The sequence below is a fragment of the Ralstonia sp. AU12-08 genome (assembly GCF_000442475.1).
GTDB lineage: Bacteria > Pseudomonadota > Gammaproteobacteria > Burkholderiales > Burkholderiaceae > Ralstonia > Ralstonia insidiosa.
In genome coordinates, this window is the sequence record NZ_ASZV01000009.1 from 1 (window position 1) to 17,172 (window position 17,172).

The 17,172-nt window shown below is 62.7% G+C and carries 16 protein-coding genes; 10 read left to right on the top strand and 6 right to left on the bottom strand.

What is annotated here, in order from left to right:
- Window positions 1–348 precede the first annotated feature (348 nt).
- Complete coding sequence (locus tag C404_RS36665; protein WP_021193734.1) at window positions 349–1,140, bottom strand: SDR family NAD(P)-dependent oxidoreductase; 792 nt, start codon at window positions 1,138–1,140, stop codon at window positions 349–351.
- Between the two features lie 119 nt (window positions 1,141–1,259).
- Between C404_RS36665 and C404_RS36670 the strand changes: the two genes are divergently transcribed.
- Window positions 1,260–2,207, top strand: coding sequence for a GlxA family transcriptional regulator (locus tag C404_RS36670; RefSeq protein ID WP_021193735.1), 948 nt, complete (start codon window positions 1,260–1,262; stop codon window positions 2,205–2,207).
- A gap of 258 nt (window positions 2,208–2,465) precedes the next feature.
- Here C404_RS36670 and C404_RS36675 read toward each other — a convergent pair whose 3' ends face one another.
- Window positions 2,466–3,032, bottom strand: coding sequence for a hypothetical protein (locus C404_RS36675; protein ID WP_021193736.1), 567 nt, complete (start codon window positions 3,030–3,032; stop codon window positions 2,466–2,468).
- Window positions 3,033–3,171: 139 nt separating this feature from the next.
- Here C404_RS36675 and C404_RS36680 point away from each other — a divergent pair, with 139 nt between their 5' ends.
- Window positions 3,172–3,747: a TetR/AcrR family transcriptional regulator gene (locus C404_RS36680; protein ID WP_031328988.1), complete on the top strand. Its 576-nt coding sequence runs from the start codon at window positions 3,172–3,174 to the stop codon at window positions 3,745–3,747.
- Between the two features lie 207 nt (window positions 3,748–3,954).
- On the top strand, window positions 3,955–5,970 hold the full coding sequence (locus C404_RS60430; RefSeq protein ID WP_021193738.1) for an ankyrin repeat domain-containing protein: 2,016 nt from the start codon (window positions 3,955–3,957) through the stop codon (window positions 5,968–5,970).
- Between the two features lie 76 nt (window positions 5,971–6,046).
- Here C404_RS60430 and C404_RS36685 read toward each other — a convergent pair whose 3' ends face one another.
- Both C404_RS36685 and C404_RS36690 read right to left on the bottom strand, forming a co-directional pair.
- Window positions 6,047–7,354 carry an MFS transporter gene (locus C404_RS36685; RefSeq protein WP_031328990.1) on the bottom strand — a complete coding sequence of 436 codons (1,308 nt, stop codon included), beginning with the start codon at window positions 7,352–7,354 and terminating at the stop codon, window positions 6,047–6,049.
- 92 nt (window positions 7,355–7,446) lie between these two features.
- Complete coding sequence (locus C404_RS36690) at window positions 7,447–8,643, bottom strand: alpha-hydroxy acid oxidase (protein WP_021193740.1); 1,197 nt, start codon at window positions 8,641–8,643, stop codon at window positions 7,447–7,449.
- Between the two features lie 110 nt (window positions 8,644–8,753).
- On the opposite strand from C404_RS36690, the gene C404_RS36695 reads away from it, so the two are divergent.
- Complete coding sequence (locus C404_RS36695; RefSeq protein ID WP_021193741.1) at window positions 8,754–9,665, top strand: LysR family transcriptional regulator; 912 nt, start codon at window positions 8,754–8,756, stop codon at window positions 9,663–9,665.
- A 60-nt stretch (window positions 9,666–9,725) separates the two neighbouring features.
- Here the strand turns inward: C404_RS36695 and C404_RS36700 are convergent, their stop codons facing one another.
- Entirely contained in the window at window positions 9,726–10,451 is a 726-nt protein-coding gene (locus C404_RS36700; RefSeq protein ID WP_021193742.1) for an alpha/beta fold hydrolase, read from the bottom strand.
- 143 nt (window positions 10,452–10,594) lie between these two features.
- The gene (locus tag C404_RS36705; protein WP_021193743.1) at window positions 10,595–11,518 is read right to left on the bottom strand and encodes a LysR family transcriptional regulator; all 924 of its coding nucleotides are present in this window, start codon (window positions 11,516–11,518) and stop codon (window positions 10,595–10,597) included.
- 461 nt (window positions 11,519–11,979) lie between these two features.
- On the opposite strand from C404_RS36705, the gene C404_RS36710 reads away from it, so the two are divergent.
- The 6 genes from C404_RS36710 to C404_RS36735 all read left to right on the top strand — a co-directional run bounded on the left by C404_RS36710 (window position 11,980) and on the right by C404_RS36735 (window position 17,149).
- Window positions 11,980–12,423: an Hsp20/alpha crystallin family protein gene (locus C404_RS36710; RefSeq protein ID WP_021193744.1), complete on the top strand. Its 444-nt coding sequence runs from the start codon at window positions 11,980–11,982 to the stop codon at window positions 12,421–12,423.
- Between the two features lie 33 nt (window positions 12,424–12,456).
- Complete coding sequence (locus C404_RS36715; protein WP_031328991.1) at window positions 12,457–12,876, top strand: Hsp20/alpha crystallin family protein; 420 nt, start codon at window positions 12,457–12,459, stop codon at window positions 12,874–12,876.
- A gap of 344 nt (window positions 12,877–13,220) precedes the next feature.
- Complete coding sequence (locus tag C404_RS36720) at window positions 13,221–14,201, top strand: MerR family transcriptional regulator (RefSeq protein ID WP_031328993.1); 981 nt, start codon at window positions 13,221–13,223, stop codon at window positions 14,199–14,201.
- A 77-nt stretch (window positions 14,202–14,278) separates the two neighbouring features.
- The gene (folE, locus tag C404_RS36725; RefSeq protein WP_031328994.1) at window positions 14,279–15,007 is read left to right on the top strand and encodes a GTP cyclohydrolase I; all 729 of its coding nucleotides are present in this window, start codon (window positions 14,279–14,281) and stop codon (window positions 15,005–15,007) included.
- Window positions 15,008–15,170: 163 nt separating this feature from the next.
- Window positions 15,171–16,370, top strand: a complete 1,200-nt coding sequence (locus C404_RS36730; protein ID WP_021193748.1) for an SAM-dependent methyltransferase — start codon at window positions 15,171–15,173, stop codon at window positions 16,368–16,370.
- 2 nt (window positions 16,371–16,372) lie between these two features.
- The gene (locus tag C404_RS36735; RefSeq protein ID WP_021193749.1) at window positions 16,373–17,149 is read left to right on the top strand and encodes a DUF1295 domain-containing protein; all 777 of its coding nucleotides are present in this window, start codon (window positions 16,373–16,375) and stop codon (window positions 17,147–17,149) included.
- The last annotated feature ends 23 nt before the right edge of the window (window positions 17,150–17,172 follow it).

A 17,172-nucleotide genomic window follows, 5' to 3' on the forward strand; every position in this document is an offset into this window, starting at 1 on the left:
TGGCTTGTTGTTTCATTTGCGTTCTCCTTGATTGACCAGGTGTCATTGACGGGGGAGGGCGTGATTGCCCTGCCTTTACCGTGCGGCGCGCTGCGGCAATGCGCAAACGCGTTCCGTGCAACTTGGTCGCCGCACTGACAGATTCCTGATACGGAGAACGAAAAAATTTTTCTGAAGGTGAGAAACGGCGTTGCCGTTGAAAAAAGGCGGCCTTGAATCGGCCATCTTATGCGATTGCGCTGACCGCAGCCGGAGGCCGCTCGAGCAATGCGATGTCGTCGACTTGTCTCTTCAGAGGCAAGCGACGACTGAGTACTCCGCATGTCTGGTGGCAGTGAACGCCGTCTCCTACGCATACCGGGCGGCAGGAGTCGCGCTGGACAGGTGCGAGAACATCGCCTGCCGCGCGGCTTCATAGGCATCCCACTCTTCGCGGGGCTGCAATGACGGGATCGTCACCAGTTCACGCTGGTCAAATCCGACCAAGGCGGCGTCGACCATATCAGTTGCCGACATGACGATTTCCTTGGGCAGGTTTTCCAGCGGAAGGCCGCCGATCTGCCAGAAATCGGTGGCGGTGGCACCAGGTAGCACAGCTTGCACCTGCACGCCCTTGTCTGCGAGTTCATGGTGCAACGACTGGCTGAAGGCAAGCACAAACGCTTTGCTGCCGCCGTAGACGCCGTTGAGCTGTTCCGGCCGGATGGCGACGATGGACGCGATATTGATGAGGGCGCCCTTGCCGCGTGCGACAAAGCCTGGCACAGCGGCGTACGTCAGCCGCGTGAGCGCGGTCACGTTCAAGTCGATCATCCGCGTCATTGCATCGACATCGCTGTCGAGCAGCGGCGTGTGCGTCCCCACGCCCGCGTTGTTGACGAGCAGGGTGATGCTTGCGTCTTGCTTGAGCTTGGTCTCGACGGCCGCTAGCGCTGTGCGGTTGTTGAGGTCGGCATCGACAATCTCGACACTGCGCTGCGTGTCATTGGTGATGCGATCGGCCAGTGCGGCCAGGCGGTCGCGGTTGCGTGCGACCAGGATCAGGTCGTAGCCCCGGCGGGCGAGGCGGTCTGCGTAGACGGCACCGATGCCCGACGATGCGCCAGTGATCAGGGCCGTACCTTGATGTGCTTGGGTCATGACGTCACTCCGTTATGAAGCGGGTTGATGAATGCGTGAATGCATTCTGGCTTCGATTGGTCATGGCTGAAATGACGTATATAGTCATGATTCAGGACACGGCTTGACGGAGGACGGATATGCACCGAATCGGCTTTCTGATCAGCGATGGCTTTCAGATCATGGCGCTGGCTAGCCAGTCCGTGTTCGAGTACGCCAACATGACGGCCGGTGAGCCGTTCTATGTACTTGGCAACTTCTCTGTCAGCGGCGCAGAGGTGCGCTCGTCGCTCGGGTTCTCGGTCGGCACGCGAAGTTTGCGCGGCAGGGGCGATGTCGACACGTGGATGGTCGCTGGCGTCAATGACCCGGTCAGTTCACCAGCCCCTGCCGAAGTCGTCTCGTTTCTGCGCAAGGGTGCCAGCCGTGCCAGGCGTATTGCGGGCATTTGCACCGGCGCCTTCGTGCTGGCGGAGGCGGGTTTGCTGGCGCAGCGTCGCGCCACCACGCATTGGGCGTACGGGCGGGAAATGCAGAGGCGTTTTCCAGACATCCACCTTGAGGAAGACCGCATCTACATCGTCGACGGCCCGATCTGGACGTCTGCCGGCATGACGGCTGGCCTGGATCTGGCGCTGGCGATGGTGGAGAAGGATCTGGGCGCGGACATGGCCCGCTCTGTGGCGCACAAGCTGGTCATGCATCAGCGCCGGGCGGGCGGTCAGTCGCAGCATTCTGAAATGCTCGATCTCGCGCCAAAGTCGGATCGGATCCAGAATGCACTGAACTATGCGCGTCGGAATTTGCACCGTTCTCTGACCGTGGAAGAACTGGCCGAGACCGTGCATTTGAGCCCGCGCCAATTCAGTCGCGTGTTTGCGCTGGAAACGGGGCAGTCGCCCGCCAAGGCGATCGAGGGGCTGCGGCTGGAGGCCGCTCGGCTGATGGTCGAGCAAGGCCGGCATCCGCTGGATGTCATTGCCAGGGAAACCGGCTTCCGAGATCGCCGCCATATGCGTGAGGCGTTCATGCGTGGATTTGGCCGTCCACCTCAGGCGGTGCGGCGCGATGCGCGCACGGGGGACTGAGGTCATGTCATCGGCCCGGTCAGTCTGCGCGCCAGACGTTACCGCGCGGACCAGCTACGCAGGCGCTCAATCAGCCAGCGACCCGCAGGCCCAGGCGGCGATGCCGTCGGATAGACCGCCGACATCTCTATGGCAAATCCGCCAGGCGGCACTTCATCAATCTTCACTTCAACTAGGCGACTCGGCTCAAGATCGGCTTGAACGGCGTGCAAGGGCATGCCACCCGAGTCTTTTTGGGTTTGTATCGCCTGACGTTGTTTATTTTCGCGCCAGCGGTATCTGCAGGTTGGTCGGCCGGTTCTGCTCGGTGTCGAACCCGCGTCCGTCAACGTTGCGCGCACCCCAGAACAACAGGCCGTGCGCCAGGTACACCAGGTCGTACTCCATGAAGTGCTTTCCCGCAGCCAACCCAAAAGGCGCGAAGCTCTTGCCGAAGATGCTCTGCGTCTGACCTGACTCCCACTTGGCATAGCCCTGCGCAGCGATCTGGTTGAGCACATCTGCAAAGCCTGGCTGAAGGGGCGTCACCTCGTACGCCTCGTCTGCAATGAAATCCACCTTCTGCGCACCCGGGGCGATCGGGTGCGCCCCCTGCCAGAACATATGCCCCCGGATGAAGATGCGGGCCAGCGGTACCTGACCATACGGATCGACAAAGTTGGTGACGGCCAGCTCGAATCTGTCGCCCGGCAGCACGGTGAAGTCTCGCCGCAGGTAGAACGGTTTGAGCGTGCCGTCCGGGTTCTTCTGCGCGCTTGGGCGTACCTCGGGGGCGATGCTCATCCAGTTGCCGAGCAATGCGCTGCGGATGTCTTCGAGAGTCATGGCGGTTCTTCCTTTCTCAACAGATGGCGTGGCGAATGAAGATGGCATCACGTGGATCTATGACGATTGTCATAGTTGAATTCACTATGATGGTCTTCATAGTCCTTGTCAACCCAGGAAAGAATGGAGGTGCCCGATCATGGCGGGTGAGATGCGAGAGCGCATGGTGGAGGGGGCGATGGGCCTGCTGGCACAACGGGGCCTGCACGCGACGTCGTTCTCGGAAGTACTGGCAGCCACGGGGGCGCCGCGCGGTTCGCTGTACCACCATTTCCCGGGCGGCAAGGACGAGTTGATGGCTGCCGCAGTCGACCGCGCAGGCGCTGTGCTGGTTGACGCGCTGGAAAGCACGGCTGGCATGCCGGTTGACGCCGTGGTCGAGCGCTTTCTCGCCATCTGGCGTTTCGTGCTGACCCAGTCGCAGTGCGAATCGGGGTGCGCCGTGCTGGCCGTGACTGTGGCAACGGATTCCGCCGAGTTGTTGTCGCACGCGACCACGGTTTTCCGCGCCTGGCGTGAGCGCCTGGCGCAGTTGCTGCGGCGGAGTGGGTTACCGGCAGCCGCGGCCAAGCGCTTTGCCACCGTCATGATCGCCTCGGTAGAGGGGGCGGTTGTTCTCAGCCGGGCGGAGCGGAGCCTTGAGCCCTTCGAGATCGTGGCCACGCAGTTGATGGAGCAGGCGCATACCATGGTGGTGGCCAAGTCGAAAGGCTGAGGTGCGGCCTGCGTATCTAGCGTCGGGGCAGTCTATCCAGGCCGTGCACCCGAGCGCGTCTTCTGTCGTAGAACAACCTAACAAGACAAACAGATGACTGTCTTCATTGCAGTGCCCGCACCATCCGGCAACAGACCAGGCATGTCGTCTGGCACGAGGGGCAACGGAGGCATTCGGCGCCAGCGATTCCCGCTACGCAACGCCCTGATGTCGACCGCACTTGCGCTGGGGTTGCTGCAGGCGGCTGGACTGGCCGCTGCCTCGACCGGCCAGGCCACCACCTGCGAAACCTGGGTAGGTGACTTTGCCACCAAGCAGGGAGCCCCCGCATTTTTCCGGATCGAGTACAACGACAAAGGCTTTGTTGCGCACACCAAACAGGCAGACGGCCGTTGGAGTGCAGAGACCGTCGAATTGGTGGACGTGACCCACAAGCCGGAGTTGGAGATCGCCTTTGCTCACGGTTGCGTACTGGCTGGCGCGGGAGCGCTGCTGATCGAAGCCCCGAAGGGCACGGCCTACCAGGCCACGTCGATCACCGGGCGCAACTTCAGCACGTATCACATGGGTACGGATGCGCTGATGCTGGTCATGCAGGGCTTCCAGGTCGACGGGCGCGATCTTTATCGTGTGGCGGCCGAAGGCGCGTCGCCGGCACCGCTGCCGCCACTGCCTAAGGCGATCCCGGGCAAAGAGGCGTCGAGTTTCGTTTGCCCAGGTATGCGCCCGTCGGCCATCACCCAGGCCGCCTTCGATGCTTTGCCTGCCGACTACCGCAAACGCTTCGACGGACTGGAGGCCATTCGGCAAGCCGAGGTGGTCTGCGGCCAGCGCCTCGACAATCTGCTCAGCCTTGACACGTTCACCAGCGTTGATTTGCACGCGGACCGCGCAGCCACGCTCGCGGAGGCGAAGATCCTGCTCAAGGCGGAGGAGGTGCCCCGCGACGAGGCAGGCAAAGACACATGGTGGCCGGCCGCACGCCACTGGTTGATGCGCAACACGCCGCTGTTCGATACCGACCCGCCTGTGCCGCTTCAGGCCGAGTATTTCGCCGCATTCAACGAAGGCATCCTGCCGCGTCTGCCCAAGGCCCCGGCTGACGATGCCCAGAACGTGAAGGATGTGGTTCGGTACACGCTGGCCATGCCGCAGGCGCAGGCGACCTACGCGCTCGCCGGGTTGCAAGCACTGGGCGCGTTGGATGCCCAGGTATCCGGTGGCACGGTTGCCCATGCTGTGTTGCCGTGGGCACTCGAGCCGCAGGTTGCCGACGCCGTATTCGAGACAATTTTCAAGGCCGCCAAGGTGCAGCCGCGCGACGCTGTCACGCTGTTCTTTTCGGTCATCGACACGAAGAACGCGGTGGGTGTGAACCGCCTGCTCAAGCATGGTTTTGATTCGCGTGATGCGAAGGTGCTGTTGCGCGCGCGTGGGCAGCCAGCGCTCTATGCGACCTTGCTGGACGCCGCATTTCAACGTGCCACGCCTGCCGGAGGCAAGCTGCCGGCAGACGTAGTGGATCCGCTGGTTCAAGCTGAACTGCGCAATGGCAAGACGATCGACTGGAACGCCGTCGAGCCGCTGCTCAAGCATGGCGGGGACGTGTCTCGCAGCTTTATCACGGGTGTGGAGCGTGACAATGCGTCGCTTGCCTTCTTTGCCCGCAGTGCACCAGACAAGTTCCTGGACATGCTCAACCACGGCTTGCGCGTTGACTTGCCGTATCCGGTTGGCGGCAATGCGCTGCTGACCCGCTATCTGCGGCTGAACATTGCCTGGATGCCGGAGGGGCCGAGGCCCGATGTGGTTGAAGCCATGCTCAAGCGCTACAACAATGCCGCAACCGGCAAGCCATGTACCGACTGTGCGTACGACCCGCTGGGCATTGCACTCGGTAATCAAGGCCCCAACAGCGTTGCGGTGCTCAAGGTGCTGCTGCGCTATGGTGTCGACCCCAACGTGCTCGACACCAAAGGGTTTCCTGCGTTCACCTACGCGATCATGGATGACCGTGTCGACATGCTCGACGCCATGATGCAGGGCCCCAAGGCGCTCAATCTGAAGCTGACCGATCCCAATGGTTTCAGCTTGCTGGCGCTGGCGCGCTGTTACGACGCCAGCAAAGCGGCGGACTGGCTAAGCCAGCATGGCGCGGGCCAGCCGGATCAGGGCTACGCCGCCTGTCGCGAAGGCCTTGCTGCGCAACGCAAGAAGGGCTGATCGCCGGAATGCAACCCGCTTGGGTTGGCAGAGGTCGGTGCACACGTGCAAGACACCTCTGCCAGCGCGTCTGTACTCAGTTTTTGTGGCTGCCGAATCGACGCCCTTGGTCGAACAGCGTTGCGACAGCAACCATCAGACCAGAGCAGACCAGGATCACAACGACACCACCTGTGGCATGCGTTGTCGATTGGGCAACCATCGACAGCGCCCACAGTGGTGCCAGCCCGCCCGCCAGGGCGGTGCCGATCTCGCGGCCTGAACCGACGCCAGTCGAACGGTTCTGCACGGGAAACTGGCGGCTCAGGAAAGACCCCTGCGGTGCGAACATCATCGGTGCCAGAACGCCGGTGCCAATGACCATGGCCCAGTAGATCGCCGTGCTGGCACCCGTGCCCAGCAGCGAGAGGAAGGGATAGGCAAACAGCGCCGACAGCATGCCGCCCACCATCAGCACCTTCTTGCTGCTGAACTTGTCGCACATCCAGCCGAAGAACGGCACCGTGACAATGGCGACCAAGCTGGCCAACGTCACCGACAGCGATGTCACGCTGGCAGATACGCCCTTGAACTGCGTGAGGTAAGCCAGAGAGAACGTCTTGAAGATGTAGCTGATGGCGTTGTATCCAACGGCGATAAAGAACACCACGCCAAGGCCCTTGAGATGCGAGGTCAGCAGATCGCGAAGGGGCTTTTCCTGACGATTGGTCTCTTCAAAAGAGGCGTATTCCGGGGTTTCGGGCAGGCTCTTGCGCACCCACATCCCGACCAGCACCAGGACAAAGCTCAGGAGGAAAGGAATACGCCATCCACCCGCGAGCAGGAATTGATCGCCAGCCATTGTGAGCAGGTAGACGGTCAGCGACGAAAGCAGCAGGCCCAGATTCAAGCCCAACGCCGGCCACGATCCTTGGCGGCCCTTGCGGTTCTCTGCGGCGTGTTCGTATGAGGTGACGGCGGCGCCGGCCAGCTCGGCTCCGGCGCCCAAGCCCTGAACAATGCGGATCAGCACCAGCAGCAGCGGCGCCCAGAAGCCGATAGAGGCATAGGTTGGAATCAGGCCGATGGCCGTCGTGCACAGTCCCATCAGGCAGAACGTGACGAACAGCATCTTCTTGCGACCGTATTTGTCACCGAAGTAGCCGAAGAACACGCCACCCACCGGCCGGGCGACAAAGCCGATTGCAAAGGTGGCGAATGCTTGCAGCGTGGCGTTTGTCGGGTTGGAGGTATCAAAGAAGATCTTGCTGAAGACGATCGACGCCATCGTGGCGTACAGATAAAAGTCGTACCACTCCAGCATGGAGCCAACGATCGTGGCTGCCGCAACTTTCCTCAGTCGTGTCTTGCTGTCATCAGGAGTTTCAGGGCGCAGTGCTTGCATTGTGTCTCTGTTTTTAGTGTGTGTTTTTATCATTCCGGGCGGAATGGATCTGTCGTTGCCTGTCTTGTCGACGGACAGCCTCAGGGGGCCGCTCAGGCGCGGCGGCGCACGATGTGCTGTGGCCCAAGCTCGGCGCAGCGCGTTACACCCAACATGGCCAGGTTACGGTCGACTTCATCACGCAGCAGGCCGATGGCGTGGGCCACGCCGGCCTCCCCCGCCACGGCAGCGGCGTAGTTGAAAGGGCGGCCCACGAGGACCATGCGTGCACCCAGCGCCAAGGCTTTGAGCACATCTGAGCCGCGCCGGAATCCGCTATCGATGAGCACCGGGTAATCGGGGCCCACGGCGGCCACCACGGCTTCAAGAACGCGCATGGGCGAGGCCGCGCCGTCGAGTTGCCGGCCGCCGTGGTTGGACAGCACGATGCCATCGGCGCCCACGCGTCGGGCTTCCAGTGCATCCTCCACGCTGAGCAGGCCCTTGACCACCAGCGGCCCCTTCCAGCGGCGGCGAATGGCTTCAATGTGGCGCCAGGTCAGATGGTCGCGCGCCGAAAAATCGCGCAGCACGGTGGACGACATGATGGGCGCCCCGCGTGTGGCGAACGAGTTCTCGAAATGCGGCATGCCGTGGCGCAGCAGCGTGCGCAGGAAGGTGCCTGCCACCCAGCCCGGCCGCACCATGCCGTCCCAGGCCAGGCGAAGGCTCGGGCGCAGCGGGGTGGAAAAGCCGGTGCGGATGTTGTTCTCCCGGTTGGCCGAGATGGGGATGTCCACCGTCACCATCAGCGTGCTGAAGCCGGCGCGCTCCACGCGGTCGATCAGCGCGTCGATACGCGCCTGGTCGCCCGGTATGTAAGCCTGGAACCAGGTGGCCGGGCTTTCGCGCGCCACCTCTTCCATGGGGATCAACGATGTCCCGCTCATGATCGACACGATGCCCGCCCGTTGCGCCGCGCGTGCCAGGACCAGATCGCCGCGGTAGGTCGTGAGCGCATTGATACCCATTGGCGCAATGCCGAACGGGCTGCTGTAGCACTGGCCGAACAGCTCCACCGCCTGCGAGCGCTTCGAGACATCGCGCAGCACCCGGGTCGAGAACGCGTAGTCGTCAAACACCGCCCGGTTGTCGCGCAGCGAGGCGTTGTCCTCGGCGGCGCCGGCGATATAGCCAAAGATGGGCCGGGGCAGGCGCCGACGCGCTGCAGCTTCGAAGTCGTGCAGCGACAGCATGTTGCGCAGCGCGGCGGGCAGGGTGACGGATGAGGGTTCAGCGTAGGAAGCCATGGGGGAATGCGGTTCACTCCAAGAAGCTGCGACACTGTAGGGCGATGGTTTTGCGAATTAAAGCGAAATATTTAGAATGACTATGTTCGCTTTTATGAAACGAAATCACGATGCCTCAACCGTCGATCAAGCAGCTCGAAGCCTTCTGGTGGGCCGCAACCTGCGCCAATTTCGCCACGGCGGCCGAGCGCGTGCACCTGTCGGTGTCATCGCTGTCCAAGCGCATTGCTGAACTTGAAGCCACGCTGGGCCAGTCGCTGTTCGACCGCAGCGGCCACCGCGCTGCACTCACCGAGGCGGGCGAGCGCCTGCTGCCCGCCGCGCTGGGTGTGCTCAATGCCATGGCGGCACTCGGCCAGACGCTGGATGCACGGGCCGAACTCACGGGTCACTGCCGCTTTGGGGTGGGTGATCTTTCAGCGCTGACCTGGTTGCCCGCCTTTGTGGCGGCAGCGCGGCAGGCACATCCGCAACTGGGGTTGGAGCCCTATGTGGACGTGGGAGGCGTGTTGGAGCGCCGCCTGGCCGACGGCGAACTGGACTTTGCGGTGATTGCGGGCCGATCCTCGCGCAGTGAACTGCTGTCGCAGCCCGTGGGCGCTGCGCACTTTGCCTGGGCCGCCGCGCCCAGCCTGCCGGGCGCGGGCCGCCTGGGTGCGGTGGCGCTTCTGCAACGCCACCCGCTGGTCACGCTGCCTGCCGGAGCGGGCACCACACGGCTGCTGGATGATTGGTTGCTGGCCAACTGTGCGACGGTGCAAGAGCGCATCGTATGCAACAGCTGGGGCGCTGTGGCGGGCATGCTGCGGCAAGGCGTGGGGGTGGGTTTTCTGCCTGCGTACTGGGTGCGTGCGCTGAACTTGCGCGCGGTGGGTGCACGCACGCCGCTGGCACCGTTGCATTACGCCTTCCAGTGGCGGCGCGGAGACGCCCGCGCGCTGATCGCGGCCATGCAGCCATTGGCACAGGCCCAGGTGGATTTTTCCGTTGCCCCCGCATTTGCTGGGGCGATGAGCCTGTGACGCGCTAAAGGCGCCTGCAACTTGCCAGCGCAAGCGCTATCCACGCCCAGGTGCATACGCTTAAAGCGATGCCCGCTCCAGAAACTTCCTGATCTCACGAGAGTAAGCGCCAGGATGCGAGAACCGGAACATGTGGCCGGTGCGCGGCATGACGACTTCCTGCGCGCCCTTGATGCCGTTCAGGAGGAGCCCCGCGGCTTCTTTGCCGATCAGCTTGTCTTCCTCGGGCGTCAGGATCAGCGTGGGGACGTTGATCTTCTTCAACTGGGCCGTATAGTCCGCTGTCTCGATCGAGCGGATGCGGTTGACGTAGGCTTTGTGGGGCGTCTCCTTGATGAAGAAGGCGCGACTCTTTCCAGTAGACCAAGGAATCTCCCCCTCCTTGTCAAAGGTCGAAGCCAACTGCGCTGCATGGAACCGAAGGGTCGTCTGCCGGTAAAACGGCCCGGGAAAGAAGGGTGCAAGCCCCGCCAGCGTCTTGAGCAAGGGCGATGTGATCGGGCTCTTGGCAAAACCACCGGAGATCACCAGGCCCTGAAGGCCTTTCGGCTGCCGCGTCGCCACCGCGATTGAGGAGACCGCGCCGTATGAGTCGCCAACCAGCACGTAGCGCTCGAGGTCCTTCACCTGGTCAAGGATGAAGTCGGCCAATCTTTCCAGTTCGCGCACGTCGTCCGGCAAACGTAAGGTGCGCATGGCGCGACCCTGCAAGCCGCTCAACTGGTCAAGCTGCCACGGGGCCCCGGCAAAGCAAGGGATCATGACCAAGGTGGGCTCTGCTTTCATGGGGGGACTCCTGGTGGGGCTGAATCAACGATGCCCCAACTCTAGGAGGACCGCGGCAATCGATCCAATGGCATCGACACAGCATGTCGATGCACGAGATGCATGGTCCGTCGCCCCCGCCCGCAGCAAGCCCCTGCCGATGTTCAGCCCGCGATCATCATGTTCGTCAACCACGCAACGGCGGGCTCGTTGGCGCGCCCTCGGGCTCGAATCACGAGTACCTCCCAGGTGGGGAGTGCCAAGGGCAATTCAAAAAGGCTCAGCTGCGCGGTCTCCTGCATTTGCAATGCGATTCGCTCGGCAACCACGGCAATCGACTGTGAGGCGCCGACCATGAACGGAACCGCCAGAAAGCTCGGGCAGGTGACGGTCACCTTGCGGCTACGGCCGAGACTCTCCAGCGCATCGTCGACGGCGCCCCGTGTATCGCCGCGCGGCGACACCAGAATGTGGGGCAGTCGAGCGAAGTCATCCAGATCCATGTGCAGCTTCTTGCCGCGCTTGATCAGAGCCGGGTGGCCCTTGCGCGCGATGCCGATGAAGCGTTCCTTATGGACCAGCTGGCAATCAAAGCGCTGTGGGATCTCGGCGAAGGAGCCCGACCCCAGCACGATGTCGAGTTCGCCGGCGTCCAGCATGCGCAGCGCGGATTCGCTATCGGCTGGCCTGAGCTTCAGCACGGCGTCTGGCGCGGCGGCCTGGATCTTGGCCAGAGCAGGGGCGATGACGGTCAGTACGGCGTGATCGGTGGCTGCCACCGAGAGCGTCGCCTGCAAACGGCCTGGATCGAACGGGCCGCGCGGGCTGGCCACGAGCCTGATCGACTCCAGCACCGCCGCCACTCTCGGCATCAACTCCACGGTCAGCGGCGTCGGCTCGATCCCGCGGGGGTTACGAATGAAAAGCGGATCATCAAAGGCTGTGCGCAGCCGCGATAGGGCGTGGCTGGTTGCGGATTGGGACAAATGCAATCTTTCTGCCGCGCGGCCGACGTGCCTTTCGGCCCAAAGCGCCTCAAGCACGACCAGCAGGTTGAGATCGAAACGCGTCAGATCCAGGGGCTTCATGCTGTGTTCGCCTCGTTGTTCATCACTTGAAGCACGGAGCGTTTGTGCGGCCTTTTTTTGGGCATCAAAGTCATCGGGATCTTGGAGGGGGGATCGGCGGCACCCGGCGTAACCGGCGTCACGATAGCTGGAGCACCTCGCAACGCGCAGCACAGATCCGAAAAATTCAGTCTGTCAGACAGGGGGCTTATAACTTATTGATTTATAAGGGATCGTTTTGCTCAGGGAAAGCGCGATAAGTCTGTCGGGCCCCAGCAGTTGGGCTCCGCGGCACCTCCAGATGCGGTGTCTTTTGGCCCCTTGAAATTTCCGCGTGCCTCCCTATTTTAGGTTTCGTCAATGCAGTCGCGGTTCTCGCGCTGCGTGTTTCGATTTGTTTGTCAGTGGCCTGCCACGGATGGATGAACTGGAGCGCGTAGTTCGGTTCAGTCTCCGTGCAGGCTCGCCTTTAGGAGCCAGCTATGAGCGATCTGTTTTTTGGCACCGATCTGCTGGGCGAATTTGACCGCCTGCAACGGCAGATGGCCAGCCTCTTTGCGGGGGGACCCGCAAGCCTGCGCGCAACGCGCATCGGCACCTTCCCTCCTGTCAACATTGGCAGCACCGACGACGCCGTCGTCATCGTCGCATTTGCTCCGGGGCTCGATCCCGCGCAAATCGATGTCTCGATCGACAAGGGGCTGCTGAGCATCAGTGGTGAGCGCAAGCGGCCCGATATCGAGCTTACGGAGGACACGCGCGTCTACGCCGACGAGCGCTTCGTGGGCCCCTTCCGCCGCGTGATCGAACTGCCACAGGACGTCGACCCGGAGAAAGTCAATGCTCGTTATGTCAACGGCTGTCTAACGATCACTGTCGGCAAGTCTGAGGCGTCAAAGCCTCGCCAGATCACCGTGCAAGGCTGAGCCACGCCTTGCAGACCAAAGACGGAGCACATCATGAATGAGACAACCCAATTGACCACGCAATCGCAGCCGGGCAATGCGGCTGCTTCACGGCGGCAGGCGGAACAGGGCGCTACGAGGCAGACACCGCTGGCGCCACCAGTCGACATCTTTGAGAACAAGCAGGGGATTCTTGTGTATGCCGATCTGCCAGGCGTACCGCGCGAGAAGCTGGATATTCGGGTACAAGACGGCACGCTCACGATCGATGCGGAACTGATGGTGCCCACACCGCCCGGTCTGCGTTTGCAGCATGGCGAAGTCCGGCACCCGCATTTCTCGCGCACCTTTGTGCTCAGCCCCGACTTTGATGCGTCGCGCATCGATGCTCAACTGCGCGACGGTGTGCTCAAGCTGACGATTCCGCGCCGCGACGAAGCCAAGCCACGGCGGATCGAGGTCCACGTCGGCTGAGCCGATCACGCGCCGTGGTTTTTTTTTCAGAAGCGGGCGCGTTCGCGCCTGCTCTTGATTCCATGCGCCGGTTATGCCGGTGTTGCTGGGGGAGCACCCCTGGTGGCCAGTGCGTCACCTGGGCGGGCCGCGCAAGGCAGTCAGCGCGTGCTGCGTCATGATCAGCAATGCAATGGCAACGGTGTTGCGCGGCCAGAACGCACGTGCCGCAACTGGTCATTGGTCCTGCGAAATAACAACTCAAATCTGACTCAACTGCACTGAGTCACCGCGTTTTGCGCTTCATTTCGTTGACGATATCGGTTGTACAGCGTTTCATAGTGAGTACACGGCACTGCTAGGAGATGAGTGTGCAGCACGAAGACAACGCAACGCCCCGGTATCGCAGCGGAACCGCCGCCCGCATGGCCAAGATGCCTGTATCCACGCTCCGCGTGTGGGAACAGCGCTACGGCGTGATCTCGCCGGCTAAGTCGGAGTCCGGACAGCGGTTGTATTCCGGGGAGGACGTCAAACGGCTCACGCTCCTGAGGTCTCTTGTGAATCAGGGGCACGCCATCGGTGCGATCGCGCATGCTGCCAGCGCCGAGCTTGAGCAACTGCTCGAAACATCCAGCGCGGCTGAAGCGCCTCAGCCACCCCAAGCCCACGCAGTCATTTCGCTTGCCGTCTGCGGCTCACTATTGGCGGAGCGCGTGCGGCGCAGGAAAGGCACCCTTGCGTCGCTGGGTCTCGATCCGATTACCGAGCTGCCAGCCATCGACGGACAGACGCCGCTGGAGCCACCGCCGCACACAGACGCATTGATTGTGGAAGCCGCGTCGTTGCAGCCCGAAACGGCCGAAGCCATACTGGCTGCGGCACGCAGCTCGGGCGCCAGCGCCGTTGGCGTGATCTATAGCTTCGGCACGGTGCGCTCCACCGACATGCTTCGTGCTGCAGGCGTGCGGCTGTATCGAGAGCCAAACGCACATAGCGAACTCGATCAGATCCTGCAGGAACTCTCGCAACTGGTGCGTGTGGACGCGGTCTACGCAAAGCTGCAGCCCTTGCGGCGTAACGCGCGCCGCTTTACGGACCGCCAGCTAGAGATTTTTGCCAACGCGTCGCAGACAATCGCTTGCGAATGCCCGCGCCACCTTGTTGCGCTGATCCGCCAGCTCGATGCATTCGAGCGCTTCAGCGATGGCTGCGCGGTGCGGTCTTCGCTCGACGAACAACTCCATCGGCACCTCGGCGATGTCGCCAACCGCGCCCGGCTGATGCTTGAAGACGCGATGGAGTTCGCCATTCGCGCGGAAACGATGCATCCACCTGCGAGTTAGCTACGTATACGTTGCTCAGGAGCCCACCTGAGCCGCCATGGGTGGTAAGTGCGCCGCCCACTTTCGGAGGCAATTCAATGAAGCTCACTTTAGACCCGCCCGGACTTGCCGGGGCGGTAGGTAGCGTGCCGCTCTCTGTCCGGATCCGGGAGCGATTGATGAGCGCCGGCCATCGCTTTCATGCGAACGACAACATCGCCGCCTACCTGCGCGATGGCGAGCTCGATCTTCTCCAGGCAGAAGTTGAGGAGCGTCTGCAAGCAGTGCTGCGCGCGCTCGTCATCGACGTGGAGCAGGACCACAACACCCGGGAAACCGCTCGCCGTGTGGCCAAGATGTTCGTGCGAGAGGTCTTTGCGGGGCGCTATGTCGCGGCGCCTGAGGTGACGGCGTTCCCGAATGTGGAGCGGCTCAATGAACTGATGGTTGTGGGGCCGCTGCGGGTGCGCAGCGCATGCTCGCACCATCTGTGTCCGGTGATGGGGCGCGCGTGGGTCGGCGTCATGCCCAGTCAAGATTCGCAGCTGATCGGGCTGTCCAAGTACGCACGGCTGATCGACTGGGTCATGAGCCGCCCGCAGATCCAGGAAGAGGCCATCAAACAGATTGCCGACTTGCTGGAAGAGCGGATGGCGCCCGATGGTCTGGCTGTGGTTCTGGAGGCAGAACACTACTGCATGCACTGGCGCGGCACGAAAGACGACCAATCGCGCATGGTCAGCAGCGTGATGCGCGGCGTGTTTCTGACAGACCCGAACCTGCGGCGCGAATTTCTTGCGCTGCTGCCCGGCCGTAGCCAGGGGTGAGTATTCAACGACGCAAAGAGGCTCCCTTGAAGATTCACCCTTTTCCTGCGCAGCCCCTTGCGGTCATTGGCCGCATCCATTGGCGGGCCCGTCGCCCGCGGATCAAGGGCGTGCCGTTCTTGCGCCGCGATGCTCGCGACAAGTCGTCTCTGGAGAACTTCCGATGACCGCCACGCAGTCCCTTGCCTGGGTACCGTCCCATGTTCCCGCCGCAGGGCGTCTTTTCGTGGCGCTGGCCGGTCGGTTGCGGCACGGCTTCTTCCACCTTGTCACGCCCGACGGCGAGATGCACATCGGTAACGCCGGCTCGCCGCTGGTCGCCGATCTGCGCATCCTGGACTGGCGTGCCTGTGCACGCATCTTGCGAAGCGGCGATGTGGGTTTTGCCGAGGCCTATCGCGACGGATGGATCGATTCGGGCAACCTGACGAGTCTGCTGCGTTTAGCGATCGTCAACGCCGCCACGCTAGACCAAGCAATCTTCGGGAATGCGCTTGCGCGCTCGCTCCTGCGCCTGCGCCACCTCCTGCGCAGGAACAGCCGCCGTGGCAGTCGCCGCAATATCCACTTGCATTACGACCTGGGTAACGATTTCTATCGGCTCTGGCTGGACGAGGGCATGGCGTACTCGTCGGCGTGGTTCAACGGCAACGTACACGGCAGTCTGGCCGATGCGCAGACTGCCAAGTATCAGCGCGCATGCGATCTGCTGAGGGTCGGGCCGGGTATGGATGTGCTTGAGATCGGTTGCGGCTGGGGCGGTCTCATGGAGATGGCCTGTGGGCGGGGCGCGCGTGTGCATGGCATCACGCTGTCAGAAGAGCAGCGCCGCTACACGGCAGCGCGCCTTGCTGGTGAGCCGCAGGCCCGCGTCGAGCTGCGCGATTACCGTGATCTTGATGCCGCGTACGACGCCATCGCCTCGATCGAGATGTTCGAGGCGGTGGGCGAGTCCTACTGGGCAACCTATTTTCAGACGCTGGCGCGCTGTCTACGCCATGGCGGTCGGGCCTTGGTACAGAGCATCACCATTGATGCGGCGCATTTCGAGCGCTACCGCTCCGGCACCGATTTCATTCAGCAGTTCATCTTCCCGGGTGGCATGTTGCCCAGTCGCGAGCGCTTTATCCGCCTGGCGGAGCAGCACGGCATGCGTGTGATTGACCGGCTCGACTTTGGCGGCGATTACGCCGAGACGCTGCGCCGCTGGAGCCAACGTTTCGAAGCGCGTCTTGATGCCGTACGCTCGCTCGGCTTTGACGACGCCTTCATCCGCATCTGGCGGCTGTACTTTGCCTATTGCGAGGCCGGCTTCGAAGAGGGGCGGATCGGCGTGTCGCAGTTCCTGCTCGAACGGGGGTGAGCATGTCGGTATTTGGTGTTGCCATCATTGCGCTGTTGTTTCTGATGGCCGTGTTCAGTGCCGTGTGGGCGTGGCAGTTGCCCAACGAGAACGCCGGCATGATCGACCCGGTGTGGGCATTTTCGCTCGGCGTGGTGGCATTGCTCTATGCGTGGCTCGGCACGGGCGCTGAACAGGCGCGCGTGCTGGTCGGCGTGGGCGGTGCGGTATGGGGATGCCGACTCGGTTGGCACTTGTGGCGCCGCAATTTCGGTAAGCCGGAAGACGCGCGCTATCGCAAGCTACGTGAGGAATGGGGCGCAGCGGCACCGAGGAAGATGTTTGGCTTCTTCCAGCTGCAGGCCGCGGTGTCGATGTTCCTCTCGATTGCGTTTGCCGTGCCGAGCTACCGGCCCGAATCGCCAAGCATGTTCGCCATGGCAGCTGCGGTGATGCTGTGGGGGATCGCGGTGGTCGGGGAAGCACTGGCCGACAGGCAGTTACGCAGGTTTTCCGCCGATCCGGCCCACCGTGGCAAGACGTGCCGAGTGGGGCTGTGGCGCTACTCACGGCATCCGAACTACTTTTTTGAATGCGTGCATTGGCTGGCGTATGTGCCGTTGGCGATTGGCGCGCCGGGAGCGTGGCTGACGCTGCTGCCACCGGTGGCGATGGCGTGGCTGCTCGTGAAGGTCTCGGGCGTCCCCATGCTGGAAGCCCACATGCGCGCCACGCGCGACGACTACGCCGAGTACGCGCGTACCACGAGCGTTCTGATCCCCTGGCCGCCACGCCATTGATGTGCAGACCCAAGGAGACCCCA

Excerpts from the sequence above, each read along its gene's own strand:
- C404_RS36710 (WP_021193744.1), top strand. The coding sequence starts at position 11,980 with ATGAGCGATCTGTTTTTTGGCACCGATCTGCTGGGCGAATTTGACCGC.
- C404_RS36700 (WP_021193742.1), bottom strand. The coding sequence starts at position 10,451 with ATGAAAGCAGAGCCCACCTTGGTCATGATCCCTTGCTTTGCCGGGGCC.
- C404_RS36665 (WP_021193734.1), bottom strand. The coding sequence starts at position 1,140 with ATGACCCAAGCACATCAAGGTACGGCCCTGATCACTGGCGCATCGTCG.
- C404_RS36680 (WP_031328988.1), top strand. The coding sequence starts at position 3,172 with ATGGCGGGTGAGATGCGAGAGCGCATGGTGGAGGGGGCGATGGGCCTG.
- C404_RS36675 (WP_021193736.1), bottom strand. The coding sequence starts at position 3,032 with ATGACTCTCGAAGACATCCGCAGCGCATTGCTCGGCAACTGGATGAGC.
- C404_RS36695 (WP_021193741.1), top strand. The coding sequence starts at position 8,754 with ATGCCTCAACCGTCGATCAAGCAGCTCGAAGCCTTCTGGTGGGCCGCA.
- C404_RS60430 (WP_021193738.1), top strand. The coding sequence starts at position 3,955 with ATGTCGACCGCACTTGCGCTGGGGTTGCTGCAGGCGGCTGGACTGGCC.
- C404_RS36730 (WP_021193748.1), top strand. The coding sequence starts at position 15,171 with ATGACCGCCACGCAGTCCCTTGCCTGGGTACCGTCCCATGTTCCCGCC.
- C404_RS36690 (WP_021193740.1), bottom strand. The coding sequence starts at position 8,643 with ATGGCTTCCTACGCTGAACCCTCATCCGTCACCCTGCCCGCCGCGCTG.
- C404_RS36735 (WP_021193749.1), top strand. The coding sequence starts at position 16,373 with ATGTCGGTATTTGGTGTTGCCATCATTGCGCTGTTGTTTCTGATGGCC.
- C404_RS36685 (WP_031328990.1), bottom strand. The coding sequence starts at position 7,354 with ATGCAAGCACTGCGCCCTGAAACTCCTGATGACAGCAAGACACGACTG.
- C404_RS36705 (WP_021193743.1), bottom strand. The coding sequence starts at position 11,518 with ATGAAGCCCCTGGATCTGACGCGTTTCGATCTCAACCTGCTGGTCGTG.
- C404_RS36715 (WP_031328991.1), top strand. The coding sequence starts at position 12,457 with ATGAATGAGACAACCCAATTGACCACGCAATCGCAGCCGGGCAATGCG.
- C404_RS36670 (WP_021193735.1), top strand. The coding sequence starts at position 1,260 with ATGCACCGAATCGGCTTTCTGATCAGCGATGGCTTTCAGATCATGGCG.
- C404_RS36720 (WP_031328993.1), top strand. The coding sequence starts at position 13,221 with ATGAGTGTGCAGCACGAAGACAACGCAACGCCCCGGTATCGCAGCGGA.
- folE (WP_031328994.1), top strand. The coding sequence starts at position 14,279 with ATGAAGCTCACTTTAGACCCGCCCGGACTTGCCGGGGCGGTAGGTAGC.